The 17,886-nt window shown below is 42.7% G+C and carries 10 protein-coding genes; 4 read left to right on the forward strand and 6 right to left on the reverse strand.

Going from position 1 to position 17,886, the window contains the following annotated elements:
* Positions 1–37: 37 nt before the first annotated feature.
* The 6 genes from AC2CZC_RS10440 to AC2CZC_RS10465 all read right to left on the reverse strand — a co-directional run bounded on the left by AC2CZC_RS10440 (position 38) and on the right by AC2CZC_RS10465 (position 6,151).
* A complete protein-coding gene (locus AC2CZC_RS10440) occupies positions 38–1,567 on the reverse strand; it encodes a PepSY-associated TM helix domain-containing protein (protein WP_484584774.1) in 1,530 nt (509 codons plus the stop codon).
* A gap of 10 nt (positions 1,568–1,577) precedes the next feature.
* Positions 1,578–1,829, reverse strand: coding sequence for a hypothetical protein (locus tag AC2CZC_RS10445; RefSeq protein ID WP_063360984.1), 252 nt, complete (start codon positions 1,827–1,829; stop codon positions 1,578–1,580).
* The gene (locus tag AC2CZC_RS10450) at positions 1,819–2,157 is read right to left on the reverse strand and encodes a hypothetical protein (RefSeq protein WP_063360983.1); all 339 of its coding nucleotides are present in this window, start codon (positions 2,155–2,157) and stop codon (positions 1,819–1,821) included. Before AC2CZC_RS10450 ends, AC2CZC_RS10445 begins: the two co-directional genes overlap by 11 nt.
* A 36-nt stretch (positions 2,158–2,193) precedes the next feature.
* Positions 2,194–4,635 (reverse strand): TonB-dependent siderophore receptor, encoded by a 2,442-nt coding sequence (locus AC2CZC_RS10455; RefSeq protein ID WP_484584775.1) that lies wholly within the window; start codon positions 4,633–4,635, stop codon positions 2,194–2,196.
* 107 nt (positions 4,636–4,742) lie between these two features.
* A complete protein-coding gene (locus AC2CZC_RS10460) occupies positions 4,743–5,660 on the reverse strand; it encodes a DUF4880 domain-containing protein (RefSeq protein WP_484584776.1) in 918 nt (305 codons plus the stop codon).
* The gene (locus AC2CZC_RS10465; RefSeq protein WP_484584777.1) at positions 5,660–6,151 is read right to left on the reverse strand and encodes a sigma-70 family RNA polymerase sigma factor; all 492 of its coding nucleotides are present in this window, start codon (positions 6,149–6,151) and stop codon (positions 5,660–5,662) included. The genes AC2CZC_RS10460 and AC2CZC_RS10465 overlap by 1 nt, the downstream gene beginning before the upstream one ends.
* A gap of 277 nt (positions 6,152–6,428) precedes the next feature.
* Between AC2CZC_RS10465 and AC2CZC_RS10470 the strand changes: the two genes are divergently transcribed.
* The 4 genes from AC2CZC_RS10470 (at position 6,429) to AC2CZC_RS10485 (ending at position 17,885) form a co-directional block, all read left to right on the forward strand.
* Positions 6,429–7,490 carry a hypothetical protein gene (locus tag AC2CZC_RS10470; protein ID WP_484584778.1) on the forward strand — a complete coding sequence of 354 codons (1,062 nt, stop codon included), beginning with the start codon at positions 6,429–6,431 and terminating at the stop codon, positions 7,488–7,490.
* Between the two features lie 889 nt (positions 7,491–8,379).
* Positions 8,380–8,571 (forward strand): hypothetical protein, encoded by a 192-nt coding sequence (locus AC2CZC_RS10475; RefSeq protein ID WP_484584779.1) that lies wholly within the window; start codon positions 8,380–8,382, stop codon positions 8,569–8,571.
* Between the two features lie 664 nt (positions 8,572–9,235).
* Positions 9,236–12,451 carry a non-ribosomal peptide synthetase gene (locus AC2CZC_RS10480; RefSeq protein WP_484584780.1) on the forward strand — a complete coding sequence of 1,072 codons (3,216 nt, stop codon included), beginning with the start codon at positions 9,236–9,238 and terminating at the stop codon, positions 12,449–12,451.
* Positions 12,441–17,885: a type I polyketide synthase gene (locus tag AC2CZC_RS10485; protein WP_484584781.1), complete on the forward strand. Its 5,445-nt coding sequence runs from the start codon at positions 12,441–12,443 to the stop codon at positions 17,883–17,885. Before AC2CZC_RS10480 ends, AC2CZC_RS10485 begins: the two co-directional genes overlap by 11 nt.
* Position 17,886: the final 1 nt, after the last annotated feature.

Consider the following 17,886-nt stretch of genomic DNA (forward strand, 5'->3'; position numbering starts at 1 on the left):
AACATGTTACATTGACGGCGAGCTAGGCATTAAGATGTTACTCGGTGGTGCCTTTGTGGTAGCGCCTTGCTATTAATAAGCACAGTATTGCAATGGTAGTAAGCGCGCCATTGACCCACCATATCGCTTTATCGGCCAGCAATAGTGGCTGTATGGCTAGCATGCCGTTGTATAAATCATAGGCGGGCGCCAATAAAAAGACTAAAGCGGCCACCATTAACTGCTGGACCATGACTTTCCTTGGCGCGTTTATAACAAAAGCATGGAGCATGGCAAAAAACCAACTGAGGTGAAATACAGGCACAAGTATATTTTGCATCGCAAAATACTCAGACAAAAAGCGCGTTATGACAAAGCACATGGCGACTGAGATGAGTACGCCGCTTGAAAGGGCTAAGGTCATTGCACTGACAAAGCGTAAACCTATTTTGCTTTGCTGACGTTTTTTCACCCGCTTTTCTAACCAGATCAGGTTACCGGTTAAAATCAAATAACAGCACGCAAGACCCATTAAAAACATTAAAAAGCGCATGAGATCTCCGCCAAACGTCCCGTAATGCAGCGCTTCAAACGTCGCTGCGCTTGCCTGCGCCGGATTATGTTTGGTGATATCGCCGCTCAGTTGCGTAAAGTCATCTAATGCAAAGCGCAGTCTATGATATTCATGCAATGATCCGGGGTGGCGCAAAATCACTTCAACGTGAGCGGCTTTGTCTGTCATACCATATGAAAATAGATAGGTAAGCTGATGCGTTGGGTAGCGCGTTTTAATGTGTGATAACAAGGCATCATATTGTTGCGTTGGCAGCGTCAGGCCACTGGCTGTTTGTTGTATTGCATCCGGTTTACCAAGCGCTTTATCCAGTTCACTAAAGTCGCCATTAAATGCTGCAAACCCAAAGCTGGCCTGAAATAATAAAGCGAGATTGAAATAGACGCCGGTCAGTGCATACATAAAGGTATAGGGAAATGCGGTCACCCCAATCAAGATATGGCCATCAAGGTATTTATCTTTGGCTTTGTCAGTCCGATATTGATAGTAATGACTGATGATTTTTTTTAGGTGGATGAGCAGCCCTGTCAGCAGCACCACAAAAAAAATTAAAGTGATTATCCCGACCAGTTCAAATCCAATGTTTGGAATATACAGGTGGTAGTGCATGCGATACAGCATGTCGGCAAGAAAAAACTGATTGCGATCGAGGTCGAGTAAACGTCCATCATCGGCGGCAAAACTGTAGTTTAAATATTGTCGTTTACCGTCTTGTGTAGCGAGAAAAAACACCGTGTAAAACGGTTTATTTTCGCTAGGTAAATCAATGCTGATTCGGTCATTGAAGCGAATGTCATAGCCAAGCCCTTGCAACTTATCAATGACGTGACTGACGGGGACTTGCTCTGTGGGCAAGGCTTTATGAAAGTTATGAAATCGGTCCCATTGATGAATCTCAGCGCGATAAAAAGAGAGGCTACCACAGACAAAAATAATCATGAGTGCGCCAGAAATAATCAAGCCAAGCCAAGTGTGCGCATGGGTGAGGTTTTTTAAAGTATCTTTAGAAAACATGAAGAAACCATTAGGTAAAAAAGGCTGTCAGATAAATGAGCACTGCGGGCGCAGCGCAATATAGGCCGCGAAGCCAAGCCGCTTTGGCACTGCTTGCGCCATAGCAATACGTCATGATGCATGCCCAACCGGTTAGACCAACCGTCATGAAAAAAGCAGCGGAGATGGCGCTTAAGTCACTATAAAAATGGATTAAACTACTAGGGAGCAAAGTGATGGTGATTAAACCGCAGATGAAGCCCGCAAACGTTTTATGCCACATAAAGGCCTCCAAAAACAAAATGCAAAGCAGTGGCAATTAGCACAAACACAATCACACTTGGCCAAACTGCGTGATTAAAGTGGTGAATTAAAAAAACCGGTGCCGCGAGGGCAAACATACTTAATAGTAGGGTATAAGTAAGTGCGGCACCGATTGTCATACCTATTTGCACAAAGCCCCACACTGCGAGCAGGCATAGGATCAGTGCAAATAGGTGTAACAATAGGCGTCCTGATAAGGGACGTGATAGCCATCGCTGTCGTGTGCTGGTTGCATAGTACAGCACGCCGCATAGCCATAAACTGGGCAGAAAATAATACATCATCATAGTCACGTATTGGCGGCTTTCGCCGCCTTATTGTTATTAGAATTTATAGTTGGCGTTGATGACCCAAGTACGTGGGGAACCCGCTTTTTTAGGTACAAACCCGTATGTATCGTAGTAAGACTCATCTAATAGGTTGCGCACATGTACCTTCACATCCAGTTGCTCGGTGACCTGATAACCAAGGTGAGCTGAAACCAGGGTTTCACCTTGCTTGGTATCGGCCAGTGAACCACGTCGAGTACCCGCTGGTAGCCCTAGGTCAACGCCACGAGGTGCCAATACGTTGACTGTGGTGTCATCGTTCCACTGCAAGCCAAGGCCTGCTCGCCAATCATGGTATTGATAGCTTGTGTTTAACTTAAGCAGCTTGCGTGGCGCTTCTTTGTTGACGTCTTCACCTTGCTGATCTTCTAGTGAGAACTCGCTATAACTGGCGTTAAGTTGCCAGTTTTCAGTGATATCACCCGCGATTTCAAGCTCAAAACCGGTTGAGTTTGCACCGTCGACTTGGCGGTATCGAATGGGGGTTGCATTGGCATACTCTGGAATGGCTTCCGCGACGTTTTTCAGCAAAGTATCAAATGCAGCAACGTTGATATTAAATTTATCGTCAAATAGCGCCAGCTTGAGTCCAAGTTCAATATTTTGGCCGGTAATGGCTTCAATTGGTGCTAGGTTAACATCAACCAAGCCGGGTTGAGGCTTGTATGTATCCGTGTAACTTGCATAGATGTTTAAAGTGTCGAGGGGACTGTATACTAGACCTAAGTACTTACTGTCGCCATCATCAGACGACGAAGAAGCCGAGTGGCCTTGCCAAGACGTATAGTTTTTATTGTTTTGTTTGAATTTATAAAACTTGATACCCGCGATCACATTGACCTGATCATGCACATCGATATTGGTGCTCAGTGCTAATGTTTCTTCATCTACGGCTTCCAGTCTGTCCATGATTTTCTGATTGATGTTTGGCGCTTGTATGTTTCGAGCAGGGTTAGCGTCAAACACGCTTGCCATTGGGTAAAAAGCACGACGACCTTCAGGTGTTTCCTCTTCGTACGTTACATTTGTATATTCTGTCTCGTTGTTTAAGTAAGTAATATTGATTTGGTGCTCGCGATCAAACAGTTCAATTCGGCCGATTGCACTGGCTGTCATAGTCGTTACTTCGCCTTCATCGGCAAAAAGTGAATCGATACCAAATAGGCCAAGACCTGTTTTAGGATCTGCGGATGATGAGAAGTAGGTGAAAATAGACTCTAAATCATTGGTTCCGTGGTAAATTGCACCATTGAGCTGCCAATCAAGGTTTAACTGGTGAGAGATCTTAAAGGTATAACCAGTATGCTCTCTATTTTGAAATGCATTTGGCGAGGCGAGGTTAGTTGATGCTGGTAAATCTGTACGGCTGCCATCGTTATAAAAAATAGGCACTCCCCACTGCACACCATGATGATCTAGTTTTTGGTGGTGAAGTGTCAAAGCGGCTTCAGTTTGCTCTTGTGCGCCAAAATAGCCATGAAACTGTGTGTAGAACACCTGCTTTTGGGTGTCTTCTCTATCTACATAGGTATCACCATCTTCTAATACCAAGACAACGCGTGCCGCATATTTACCGTCTTCGGTTAAGGCACTACTGGCATCTAGCTCAGCGCGTTTGTGGTTGAAGCTACCCAGCTCGGCAGAGACATTAAGTAAACGTTCGCGTGTTGGTTTTTTAGAGATAAGGTTTACGGTTGCTGATGGCTCACCTGCACCCGCCATTAAACCAGCCGCACCACGCAGAACTTCGACTGAGTCATAAACGGCACTGTCTAAGCGAAACTCTTGGCCGCGAGAAAAACCTGCTGGCATGCCGTCTTTAACATATTCATTGACGTAAAAACCACGAGAAGAAAACAGCGTATCGTCTGATGTACCATATTTATAGCGATAAACACCCGCGCTATTGTTGAGCACATCTTCAACATCATCTAGGCCATAATATTCAATAAAATTAGCATCTAAGACTGAGATTGACTGAGGGGTTTCCTTGACAGATAAATCAAGTCCAGTCGGTGAGGAGCTGCGTTCAATGGGCTGGCCCAAAATCTCGATGGTTTCAACGGCTTTGACATGCATATCGGGCAGTTGTGCGACAGGCGTGTCAGTATCAGCATCATAGATGACGTAGCCAGTGTCTGTTGTTGCAAAGCTGAGTCCAGTGCCGGCCAATAATTGGGTGATGGCTTGATGAACGCTCAAATTGCCTAAAATCTGGTTGCTTCTGAGATCTTTACTTAGCTTACTGTTGACTGAAATAGAGGTACCCGTTTGCTCTCCTAGCTCTGAAATTGCTTGATCAAGCGTGCTCACAGGTAAATTTAACGCGTGGACTTGATCCTCTGCCATAGTGTGCATGGGAGAGGCAAGCAGTACACCCGAGAGACTCGCTGCGAGTAGGCTAAATTTAAATGATTTAATAGGCTGAGCAACCATGATTTTCCTTAGTTTAAAATAATGTGTCACTCTCTATGCCCCGTGAGCAGCCAAAATCTGCCAAATTTTTTCAATTTATTTTTTAATTTTTCTTACGGTATTGAAATTTATGGTTTTTTATTAATTACCTGCCAGACATTTGGCACACCATTGAGTGTCAGTTCAGGGAAGGTACTGAGTATTTGCGATAGGATTTGCTTGGGATCTGTCAGAGAAAAAGTGCCGCTAATATGCAATTGAGCAGCCGCTGGCGCAACTCTGATACTGCCATGCAAATAGCGAGATAGTTCTGCAATAAATTGCTTAAGCGGCATTTGAGACACACTGAGCATGCCTTTGGTCCAACTTGTCATGTGTCTGGGTGTTTCAACAATGCGTGTGCTATTGCGGTCGGCGATGAGGGTATGGCCTTTGTCTACGGTATAAGGTTGCCCATGAGCGACAATATCAAACCGCTGATTTAGGGCACTAAAGCGCACTTGTTTATCGTCATCAAAGAGAATGAATTCATCGCCAAGTTCGGCATTAAAGTGGCAATGAGGGCTCGAGATAGCCAAGGGCACTTGGCAGACAATATGCGCTTCACCATATTTGAGCCAAAGCGTGTTTGTGTCTAAGTTTATGGCGCTGTGCGTATTTAGGGCAACTTTAGCTTGCGCTAAATGCGTTAACTGCAATTGTTCGCCAACTTGTGCATGGTGATCTGCCAAGTGTGCGCTGATCCCCAACTCTTTTTGATATCGCCAAGTGAGCCAACTTGATATAGACAAGGCCGCGATAGATTTTAAGACATGACGGCGGCTTTGATTTGCCTTGGTAATCGTCGACAGTGATTGCGCTGATGATAGCGGCAAGGTAGCAAAGATTTGCTGTGAATGGGTTACTTGTTGCCAGGCTTGCTGGTGGCTGTCATGTTCGTTTAGCCATTGCTCAAAATCTTGTTTTTGCGCCAGCGATAAGGGGGCGGTTTCATGTTTTACATACCACTCAATCGCTTGCTCAAGGACGTTATGATTTTGCTGCATTATTGAGTCTGTACCTCAATACAGGCAAGTACCGCTTTACACATCGCTTTTTGTACCATGTTAACCGTGATCTGTAATTGCTCTGCAATGTCTTTATATGCCATACCGTCTATACGGGCCATAATAAACACTTGTTGCTCACGTTGCGGCAGCTTGTCTAAAACTTGCGCTAATTGCTCTAATAAGTCCACGATTTGCTGCTGTGTTTCAGGGCTTGGCGCTAAGTGCTGCGGCTGTACAGCAAGCGTCTCTAAATAGGCTTGCTCAATAGAGAGTCTACGCCAATGATTGTTTACCAACCCGGTGGCTAAAGTGGTTAGGTATGCTTTCGGTGAGTGTATGACCTCAAGCTTATTGTTTTTTTGTTTGTTTAAAATCCTGAGAAAGGTATCTTGTGCAATGTCAGCGGCTTGAGCTTGGCAATTTAACTTGCTGTATAAAAACTGCTTTAACCATAAATGATGGTCTTGATATAAAGACGTTATTTGCAAAACAACTCCCTCGCCTTTCTCAATGGGAATAAAAATTGTTCGCAATTATAAACTTTAATGCAATATAAGCAAGAGAAGGTTGTTTCTAATAAGGGGCTGTGAAAATTACTTTGTGCCTTTGGTATGGAGCCGATCCACATTTATGGGGAATTAGTTAGAACTGGGGCAAACTCTTCCTCGCGGTATCATGACTTTGAGTAAATAAGTGCACAAAGTGGCATCCTTTTTGATGTGTGTTATGATTCGCCAAATACACAGCAATATAGTTCGATTCAAGATGGTTAATAATAGAGACGATTTAATTTTAGCGACTTTAAGCAATAGTCAAAAACTTCACAGTGAAAGCTTTGAATACCAATCTCTATTTTTGAATTTGATCGTGCCAGACGCGACTAACGCGCGCTTTTTACCCAGTGTTTTCATTGAAAACGAACATGCTAGGCTGTTTATCGAGCGCAAGTTAACTAAAAAGCAGTTGGTTGAACTATACGATGCTGAAGGGCAAGTGATAATAGGTAAAGACTGTATTATTAACTGTCTAAAATATGCTTCTAGTGACTGGAAAAAAGCCAACCAAACTATCGAGTCTATCATTGAGCTTGGTGAAAATATTTCAGTGTCTGAAGTGATTCAAGCGCCAACGGTGTACCCTTTGGAAGGTAATAAGTATCAGATTCTGACTGGGCACAGGCGGTTTTTTGCTTTGATCTTTACCTTTGGCCTTGATCATGCTGCGCAATTCAAGGTGTATGACTCAAAGCCGTTACTTTATAAAGTAAAGCAGTTTCAAGAAAATGCGAGTCGAGAAGACTTGCCACAATATGGTAAGCTACAAGCCTTTTTATCAGCAATGCAAGAAATTGATGGCATTGACCAAGCAAGGCTTAAAATTGGCGAAAAAAAGATGACCATTAGAGATAAGGCGAAAAACCTTGGTGTCTCAATGGGCGCATTCGATAACTACAATGTATTAACTCGCTACTCTGAGGTGATTGACGCCTATGAGAAAGGCTTGAGTGCGTCATTTGTTAAGGTTAAAAAAATCATTTTAGAGTGCGAGCAAAACTACAGAGAATTGCACGATAAAAAAGTATTGAACCTGGGTGATAAGAAGCACATTGGTGAAACCATCATTGCTCGCTTGTCCGGTAAAACGATATCGAGTGGGAAAAATAAAACGTATAACTTGAAGAAAATAACTCAAGTTGAGGTGTTGAAAAAGCTACTTTTTATGGATGTTTCTACACTTGATACAGATATCGATTGGGAACAATTAGATTGGGATGATCATGCTCAAGTTAATAAGGCATTGGAAGGCTTGCTAAATAAATTGCGCTAAAAGAGGCATTATCAATACTCTTAGAAAAGCAAGAACCGTGGTTCTTGCTTTTTTGTTTGTGCCTTGGCTTTGCTCAGTCGCTGTATGGATTATTAGGTAAAGAGCTGAGTAACTTACCCTTTACTCATTGATTACTTTTGATGGTTTTCAGACATACTCCGCAGTGTCTTTGTTCTCATTGCGCCGTTCGGTATTATTTCGGTATATTGACTAGTCTGGGGCGTTTTTTGCGAATGGGCTTCTTTAAACAAGATAAGCTAGCCGCTGATTAAGAGCTATCAACCGAGGTGGTCAAGGGCATACTTTTTCTCATTGTTCTGTATGATTATTGAGCTTTTTATTAATTGCGTTATCTGTTCCTGGTGAGCTTATTTTTGTCATAGCGGTTTAAATGTAGCTGCATTGATGCACAACTTTCACTTTGAAAAAGTAATTAAATGATTAGTTTTTTTATATATTATTGTTTTTTATGAAAATTATAATCATCCTCAGCAGTTGCTTTACCTTCGGATATAAAGCGTAATACTATATATAACAATGGCTTAAACTTTTAATATTTAATCTGTATTGTGGGAAATCATTACTTTTTGATGGGTCTCTTTTTCAACTTGGTATTCACTTGGTTTGAAAAATGCTTACTGACTAGCTGATTTAACTCGTCGTTATACTGTGAACTTTAAGATAGTCATACTTTATACAATGGAATGCGAATTGAAATTTTAAATCGTATAAAAGTTGAACATGCTAGATTTTTATTGAGGTTTGTTTTTTTACATAAAACACCCTGTAAATTGTTACAACATTCACGTTTTTGTAGCCTTGTTTACTTCAATCCAAAAATCAATTGTGTTACTTTGAGCAATAGAAGAGGATAAGGAAAAAGAATGATATGAGCATTCAAACTGTACAATTTAAAGATATGGGATCAGTCTCTCAAAGAGAGAGTGAACTGATCAAATTAGCGTATAAACAAGGCTATCTTCAAGGCAGAGAAGATGGTGTCAACGGTATACATATGAGCAGCCGTGTCATTGAAAGTGTTGCTTTTTTAGAGGTAACTGAGTGTTTAAGTTGTGAATAATATCAGATATATGAATCGCCAGAAAAGAGCGCGCAAGTTCACTGGCGGTTTATTATTTATGAGAGGGTTGCAAGTAAACCTCATGTTATTTTCAATACACACTCAAGACTGATTTATTGGATACACCTTAGGATCCACTTTTTGTCTGTTTTCTTGAACGCTGAAAAGCCGATATTGTCCTTACTTAGCTTTTAATCGCTAAGTACTTGGTTAACGCGTTGAACGGTTGTGATTGTTTATTTTACCTATTTCTTATTTTTCTAGCTGTTTCAGAAAACAATATCATCTTTTTAGCGGTTTCATGAATTGAGACTAGGAATAAGCGCTATCAGATTAGTGGGCGACTTATTCGCCGTCGAATACTGTTGATGAGGTGGGTTTCAAAACTAGGTTGTTTTTTCATTGAGTTAATTGGTCATTATTTGTTAGGATAGCGCGCGAAAATGACCTGTCACGTATGAATTAACTCACGCGTGAGTTTAAATAAAAATGAGCATCAGCCAACTGCCACAATATTCATTTGTGGGAGCTGCTCGTCTATGTGAAATTCTTAAAAGCAGCTAGTACGACTAGGCACAGCGTGTCATCAACAGTAGTTTGTATTTGTAATACTTAATTTAAAACTATAAGTGCCTGTCCGTAATCGGATTATTAAGGAAGCTTTATGTTAGCCCAATATAAAAATAAAGATAATGTGGATCACCGACATCATCTTCCCCTAACGCTGAGACAACGAGATATCTTCTTTGATCAGCTGCATTTTGGTAAGAGTCCAAAATACAATATTGGTGGAAAAATTTGTTTAGGTGATATATGCCTCGATCAGATACGTCAAGCGCATGAAAAGCTACTTCGTCAGCACCAAGCGTTTTCAATGAATATTCATATTCGCGGTGGAGAAGTCACTCAAAGTTTCGGGAACCAAGTAGATTATTCACTGCCTTTAATTAAGTTTGAACATTGCGAAAACCCAGAAGCAGAAGCACAAGCATGGATTGATCAAGCATTTGCATCTTACATTCCAATTGACGAAGGGGTACTGCATCGCAGTTATATTTTGCAGCTATCTGAGCGAAACTATTGGTACGTTGGCAAGGCACACCACCTAATGATAGATGGATGGGGATTTGCCAATTGGGTAAAAGATCTCGCGACTTTCTATAATGGTCGTGACTGTGATGATGAAAACGGTGAAGATTGGCTGCAACTCATTGACACTGAACATAGCTATTTTAACAGTAAGCAGTTTAGCAAAGATAAAGCTTTCTGGTTGGAAAGCACACAGACATTGTCGTCACCGATGTTAGAATCACAATATGAAAGTCAGAGCTCAACTGTGATCCAAAGTCGCCGTGATGTCATTAGCTTAAATAAGCAGAAGTATCGAGATTTAATAGGCAATGACCCATTTGTGAAAAGTCATATCCACAGTTATTTTATGTCCATTATTGCGCTGTATTTTCATAAAATTTATGACAAGACCCAGTTCTTTTTGGGGGTACCCAGCCATAACCGGCGTACTGCAAAAATGAAGGAGGTAATTGGACTATATTTTGGCGTTAACCTGATCAATGTCGATTTTTCAACGGCAGTCACGTTTAAAGATTTAATGTTACAGTTGCAAGCGACGCAGAGAAAAACATTACGGCATAAAATGTTTCCTATGGGAGAGTTGGCTAAAAGTGTCGGTAAACGCGTAAACCCTGAGCTGTATGAAATAGGCTTTAATTATTTAAAGCTAGAAGGGGGTTTTTGCTTTGAAGGTCAGGCTGTCGATTATTTTTATGAAACGCACAACCATGAAACGGTACCATTTAATTTCACTTTATGGGAGATAGGTGAAGAACATATTGAGCTGCACTTTGATTACTGTCTAAGCTATTTTAGTCCGCAAGATATCGCACTATTAAAGGCAAGGGTGTTGGACCTGCTGGGGCAAGTCAGTCGTAATATTGATGTGCCCATATCCCAACTCAATAAGCTATCGGCGCAAGATAGACATATGCATGCGCAGTTACGCAATCAAAACAGTGACTGCAATTTACAACAACATTTTGTCGATTTATTCAGTGATGGTGTCATTAAATTTAAAGATAAGGTTGCCGCAAGGGGACCGAGCTTCGAGTTAAGCTATCACCAGTTAGATGAAAAAAGTACTAAGCTCGCACACCTATTGTCATCGCGAGGTGTACAGCAAGGTGATTTAGTTGGCTTGATACTGCCAAGAGATGAGCGGTTAATTTTGAGCTTGCTCGCTATACAAAAACTGGGTGCGGCATTTCTACCTATTGATCCGAGTTATCCGCAAAGTCGGATAAGTTATATGCTTGAAGATGCAAAAGTCGATAAGTTGCTCACCATGACAGCAGGGGTGAGACCAACGAGTGACATTGGCACCGTTATCTTGTTTGACGCCATAGATATGATTTTATCTCAGTCAGGTAATCCGGTGCGAGTGAATAAGCAGAATGATGACCTAGCCTATGTTTTGTATACGTCGGGTTCTTCGGGCAAACCAAAGGGGGTTGAAATCACACATGGTGCGCTGAGCAACTTCATTCAATCCATGGTTCAGCAACCTGGATTAAAGCCCTCGCATAAATTACTTGCCGTTACACCTATTAGTTTTGATATCTCTTTACTGGAATTATTGGCGCCTTTGGCAGCTGGCGCAGAGCTCTACCTGTATGATAAGCCGATCAGTCAAGATATTGCTGATTTTAGTGGGGTGATCGAGCGCGAATCTATCGACTTTTTACAGATGACCCCAAGTGGCTGGAAACTGTTATTGGCTGCAGGCTGGCAGGGCAATCAGGACATGATTGCTTTGGTTGGTGGAGAGTCTCTTCCTCGTTCTTTGGCAGACACGCTTCAACAGCATGTGGCTGAACTTTGGAATATGTATGGACCAACTGAAACCACCATTTGGTCTACGTGTAAGCAGGTAGTAGGTGCATTTGAATTTAATAATATTGGTAAACCGATTGCCAATACTGAGATCCGAATTTTAGATAAATACTTACAAGCTTTACCGGTAAATATGTTTGGTGATCTATACATTGCTGGCGCGGGTGTTGCCAAAGGATATTTGGGTCAAGAAGCGTTGACGAGCAGTAAATTCATTAATATTGATGGACAAATATTTTACCAAACAGGTGATATCGCTCGGGTATCACATAGTGGAGATATTGAATACCAAGGCCGTGCGGATAATCAGGTAAAGCTAAATGGATATCGTATTGAGTTAGACGAAATCGTGAGTGCTTTACTTAAAGTGCCTGACATTACAGATGCTGTATGCAAAATAGAAACTAATGAGACAAATCGACAGCAATTAGTTGCTTATTATTGTGGTGGTACAAATTTTGAACAAAACCAGCTGAGAGCCTGGCTAAGTGAAACACTTCCTGCACCATTTGTTCCCTCTGCTTTTATGCAATTGCAACAATTACCACTGACACCCAATGGTAAAGTCGACATTAAATCACTGCCTAAAATGACGGCAATAAAGCCGATAATGGCGTCTGTTTGTGATGATGATGTCAGTGCTACGCAATCTGTACTGTTAGAGATATGCGCAGAGATATTAAATAACAGTCAGCTCTCAATAGAAGATAACTTCTTTGAAATTGGTGGTAACTCTCAAGATATGCTCGAAATGACATCAGTATTAAACCAACGCTTATCCGTTAATTTAAACATCGTTGATTTATTTTCCAACCCCTCGATCGTCAAATTAAGCCGTTTTATCGATGGTCAAACGGTGCCGAATAAAAAGATACCTCAACAACGCAAAGCGCGCAGGCAAAAAGGGGCTGGGCGAGTAAATGAGCGGCTGGAAAAGCGCTTGAATAAAAGGAAATCTCGAAGTGAAGTATGAAGAACAATTAAATGGCTCAGAGATAGCTATTATTGGCATGGCGTGCCAATTTCCCAATGCAAAAAACATCCATGAGTTTTGGCAAAATCTGTTAGCCGGTGAGAATGCCATTAGTCACTTCTCTAAAGAAGAACTGCTAGAAGCAGGCATTGAAGCATCACAACTCGACGACCTGCAATATGTTAAAGCTAAAGGGGTTATTCCGCAGAGTAATGACTTTGATCCGAGCTTTTTCAGTTATAGCGATCGAGAAGCTGTCTTAATGGATCCGCAGCTTCGCTTGTATCATGAATGTGCCTGGCACGCGATTGAAGACGCGGGCTATGGTATGCTCAACGATCAACAGGATACGTTAGTAAGTGTGTTCGGCGGCGCCTCTGCGAACCCGCTATGGGTTGCTCAATATGCAGATATTGCCCAGCAAGGTGGGGCATCGGCATATGAAGTGATTAATCTCATTAGTAAAGACTTCTTCAATACTCGGTTGGCTTATAAATTTAACTTTAAAGGCCCAGCTGTCAATATACAGTCAGCGTGTTCGACATCCCTTGTTGCGGTTCACCAAGCTGTTCAGAGCTTACTCTCTGGAGAGTCTGATATTGCGCTTGCAGGTGCAGTTTCTATGTCGACTAATCCAGCTTTAAGTGCCCCAGAAAAACAAGGATACATGTATCAAGAGGGGATGATTTTATCCCCTGATGGCGACTGCCGACCATTTGATGAATCTGCACAAGGTACTGTATTGAGCGATGGCGTTGGCTTTGTTGTGTTGAAGCGACTGGATGAAGCCATCGAAGACAATGATCGAATTTACTGTGTCATTAAAGGAAGTGCTATTAATAATGACGGTGATGACAAAGTCGGTTTCACAGCGCCAAGTGTCACGGGCCAAACCGAAGTCTTGAACGAAGCATTAACCGTTGCAGGGCTAGAGCCTGAGTGCATCGACTTTATTGAAAGTCATGGCACAGGGACTAATTTGGGCGACCCAATTGAGTTGCAAGCACTAGACAATGTCTATGGTGAAGTGGATAACGCAATTTTATTAGGAGCGGTTAAAAGTAATCTCGGCCATTTAGACACCGCAGCGGGCATGGCGGGGCTGATAAAAAGTGCATTGTCTATCTATCACAAGCAGGTTCCTAAAACTCTGCATTATCAAGCGCCTAACCCTAAGTGTCAGCAGCAACTGGCGCAGTTTAAGGTGGTGACGAAAAACACGCCATTACCGACCCATGAGTTGGTAAGAGCTGGGGTTAGTTCATTTGGTATTGGTGGTACAAACGCGCATGTATTGCTTGAGAGTTATCCTATGCCAGCTCGAATCAAGCAAGACTCGACATCGGCATTACATATCTTACCGATTTCAGCTAAATCAGCGGCAAGCTTAGAAGCTAGTATGGATGCGATGCAAAGTCACTTATCGCAAACAAGCGATGAGATTCCAGATATTACTTATTCTTTGATGCAGCGCCGGGCAAACTTCAAGCATCGCGGGGCGCTGATATCTCACATCGATGGCAAAGTAGAACAAAGGGTCTTAAACGCGACGCATTTCGATGCGCCAAATGTCTATTTTATGTTTACTGGACAGGGCAGCCAATATCTTGGCATGGGTGCCCAGTTGTATCAAAACTTCCCAGTATATAAAGAGGCTTTAGATACCTGTATTGGCCTTGCCTCGCGATATAGTGACATCGCGTTAGCAGATTTATTGTGTTCAGAGACGCCACAGTGTGACGCGTCAATGATTGATCAAACTGACGTGTCGCAAATTACGATTTTTTGTTTGGAATACGCACTTGCAAAGCTATTAATGAGCTTTGGTGTGAAGCCCAAGGGCTTGATCGGTCATAGTTTGGGTGAATATGTCGCAATGTGTGTGGCCGGAATGATATCACTAGAGCAAGCCATAAAATTAGTGATTAAACGCGGCGATTTAATGGCCTCAGCTCCCTCTGGTAGCATGATTGCTGTCTTTGCTAGCCAAACAGAATTGATGCCCATATTGCCAGACAGTCTCTCTGTGGCGGCACAAAACAGCGAAGGCTCAACCGTTATTTCTGGGTCTAGTGAAGACATTGAGCGGTTTAAAGTGAGTTTGTGTGATAAAGATTTAGGTTATACGCAACTGTCTACATCAGGTGGCTTCCACAGCGCACTCATGGAGGAAATAAAAGCCCCATTTGAGCAGTTAATTGCAGAATGTACATTCACAGATGGTGACATTCCCGTAATGTCTAATCTGACTTCGAATTGGTTGCAATCGGCCAATGATATCACGTCAGATTATTGGTATAGGCACCTCAGGGAAACGGTGCAGTTCAAACAGGGTATTAGCCAAATAATGGCCGATCAGCAGGCTGTCGTGGTAGAGCTGGGTGCGGGCAACACATTAGCGAAATTAACAAAAGCGAATACTGATCCATCTTCTCATCCGTCAATATTGTCAACGTTACCCAGTGCAGACAAAGCGCAGCAGACGTTGCTGCAATTTTATACTTGTCTTGCGCAGTTATATACAAATCATGTGTCACTGGATTGGGCGTCTTTGCAAACCCCAGACAGTCGACTGGTGTCTCTGCCGGAATATCAATTCCAGCGTAAAACGTATGTTCCTCAATTTGAAGGGTTTAACATTAAGGCGTCGAGCAACCTTTCACAGAGCGCTCAGTACGCAGCGAAGTGGCATCGCAATCCGCTGGCACAGTATCAAGCCGGATTTGAGGCACTTGATGGCCAACATATACTCATCATTGCGGATGACGAACAGCAGCGAGATAGGTTAAGTGCTCAGCTATCAACACAAGCTCAGACACTGTCCATTATTTGGGTGACGCCAGGCGCACGTTTTGAACAGCTCAGTGCAAACCTATATAGCCTCAGTTTGGACAGAGAGGGCGATTTTGCACAGCTGATGGCGGAGTTAATTCGCCTTGATCGAGTGCCAAATAAAATTCTGAATTTTGTCCAGTCGCCAGGCATTGAAACGCGTTATCGTACTTATCAATCACTCATGAACTTAAGTCAGGGGTTAGGGCAATCAGGCATTAGCTCGGATATCGAGTTGTACCATGTTGCTCAGGGTATGGCGATGGTTGTTGGTAATGAAACGTTAAACCCAAATTCTGCGTTGGCATATGGGTTTATGCGCGTGATAGGCCAAGAGCAAAGCCATATTACAGGGCACTTAATTGATATTGAATGTGCCCAAGATGAACACTTTTTTGTCCCACTGCTAACTCTGATTGGGAATCATGATTTACCATTTATGAGTGCGTTGCGCGGCTTATTTTTATGGACCAGAGAGTTTGAAAACACTGAATTGCCGAAGCACAAACAGCATGCCGGGTTTAAGAAAAATGGCGTCTACATCATTTCTGGTGGTGCAGGGGGCTTGGGCGTTGAGCTGGCAAAATATCTTGCAGAGCATTATCAAGCAAGACTTGTTTTATGTGGTCGCTCGGAAAAAATCCGTGCATCGGTATCTGAGGACATTACCAACTTAGGCGGTCAGGCTGTTTATCACAGTGTTGATTTCACTGACGCTGGGGCGGTAGAGCGCAGCATTGATATTGCATTGACCCAATTTGGCGAGGTTGCAGGTATTGTCCATGCGGCAGGTGTGCCTGGTGAGACAATGATACATCGTCAAACCGCGCAATCCATCAAAGATGTGATTGAGAGCAAGGTTGCACCAGCACAGGATATGGTATCTGCGGTAGCAAAGTATAATCTTGATTTAGTTGTGTTTTACTCATCAGTAACGGCAATTTTAGGCGGTTATGGGCAAAGTGAATACTGTGCTGCAAATGCCTATTTGGATGCTCTGACTGAGCAGGCAAATAGTCAGGGTGTACACCAAGTGTATGCTGTTAATTGGGATACTTGGCGTGACACTGGGATGGCTGTTAATTCACTCAATGGGGCACGCATGCTTGAGCTGGATTGCCATCCATTGCTGGGGGATCTTCAAGAAAACAGTGAAGAGGTTATCTGCTTTAAAAAGGCTTTTGATGTTGAGTCTCAATGGGTATTGAACGAACACTGGGTGATGGGCAATGCCACTGTGCCGGGCGCAACTTATTTGGAAATGGTGGCAGCTGGTTTTAATTATGCAACCGATGCAACTCAGTGGGAATTTGAAGATGTATATTTTTATGCGCCTTTGGTGCTGAGTGAGCAGGCTCAGGCTGATGTCTACACGCGGCTTATCAAAGAACAAAGCGGCTATCGTTTTGAGGTGGCAAGCTATCATTTGGATCTTAAGCAATGGCATGTACATGCTAAAGGGGTGATTAAACCTCTATCAGGGATTAAACCGCAGCAGGTTAACCTGACAGAGTTAATTGCCAAGCACACGCAAAAGTCGATGACGGATATTCGTGGTGCAGCGCACTTGGGGGCGATTGCTATGGGTCTCGACTCTTCTCAAGAAGAGTTGGATAAGCTAATGAAATATGGGCAGCGCTGGAACGTATTTAGCCAAGTTTGGCTAGGGCAGAATACGGCGTTAAGTGAATTAAAATTATCTGATGAGTATTTATCTGAAGATGGGGCGTATCAGTTACACCCAGCAATCATCGACTGTGCAGTGTCATTTTACCGCGCCTTTTTAGTGTCAGGTGTTTATATTCCGGTGAGCTACGGAACATTGAAGCAATACCAGCCGCTTCCTACGCATATTTACAGTCATATTGTGGCCAAGTCTGCTGCCAATGAAGCGCAAGGGGTCATTGACTTTGACGTCAAATTATATGACTCAGAAGGCGCATTAGTGGTTGAAATTGCCGGTTTTACTATGCAGAAAATCTCAACGGATTTTCAACAAAGTATACCTGCGCCTGCGCAACATATTCCTAAGTTTGTCAATCAATACAAAACTTTGGAGATGGGCCTTGAAACACAAGATGCATTGCAGCGCTTAAACCAGCTTGTTGGAACTTATCAGCAAAATACAGTGATAGGACTGTCGAATTTTACAGAGCGACTGGCCAATGCTGCGCAAGGTGATATGGGGGCATTTGAATACGATGAGAGCGGACCAACACTGATCCAGCCACGTCCTGAGATAAGCGTTGAATATGCTGCGCCTATCACTGAAGCACAAAAGCAAACAGCACAAATATGGCAACACATGCTCGGGCTAGAAAAAGTAGGGATCTTTGATGACTTCTTCGAGCTCGGTGGTGATTCACTGGTATTAATGCAGATCCATAAAAAAATGCAGACTGAGCTGAAGATGTCGCTCAGCGTGGTAGATATGTATAACTACCCAACCGTTGCCAAGCTCACAGAATTTTTATCCGCTTCTCAAAATGCCCAAGGCGATGAAGCATTAGAGCAAGTATTAAGTCGAACAGAAAAACAAAAAAAAGCAGTTGCACGTCGAAGAAAAGGGCGTAGCAACAGCAGAAATGATTTATTGAATTAAG

Source organism: Pseudoalteromonas sp. MMG033 (assembly GCF_057197785.1).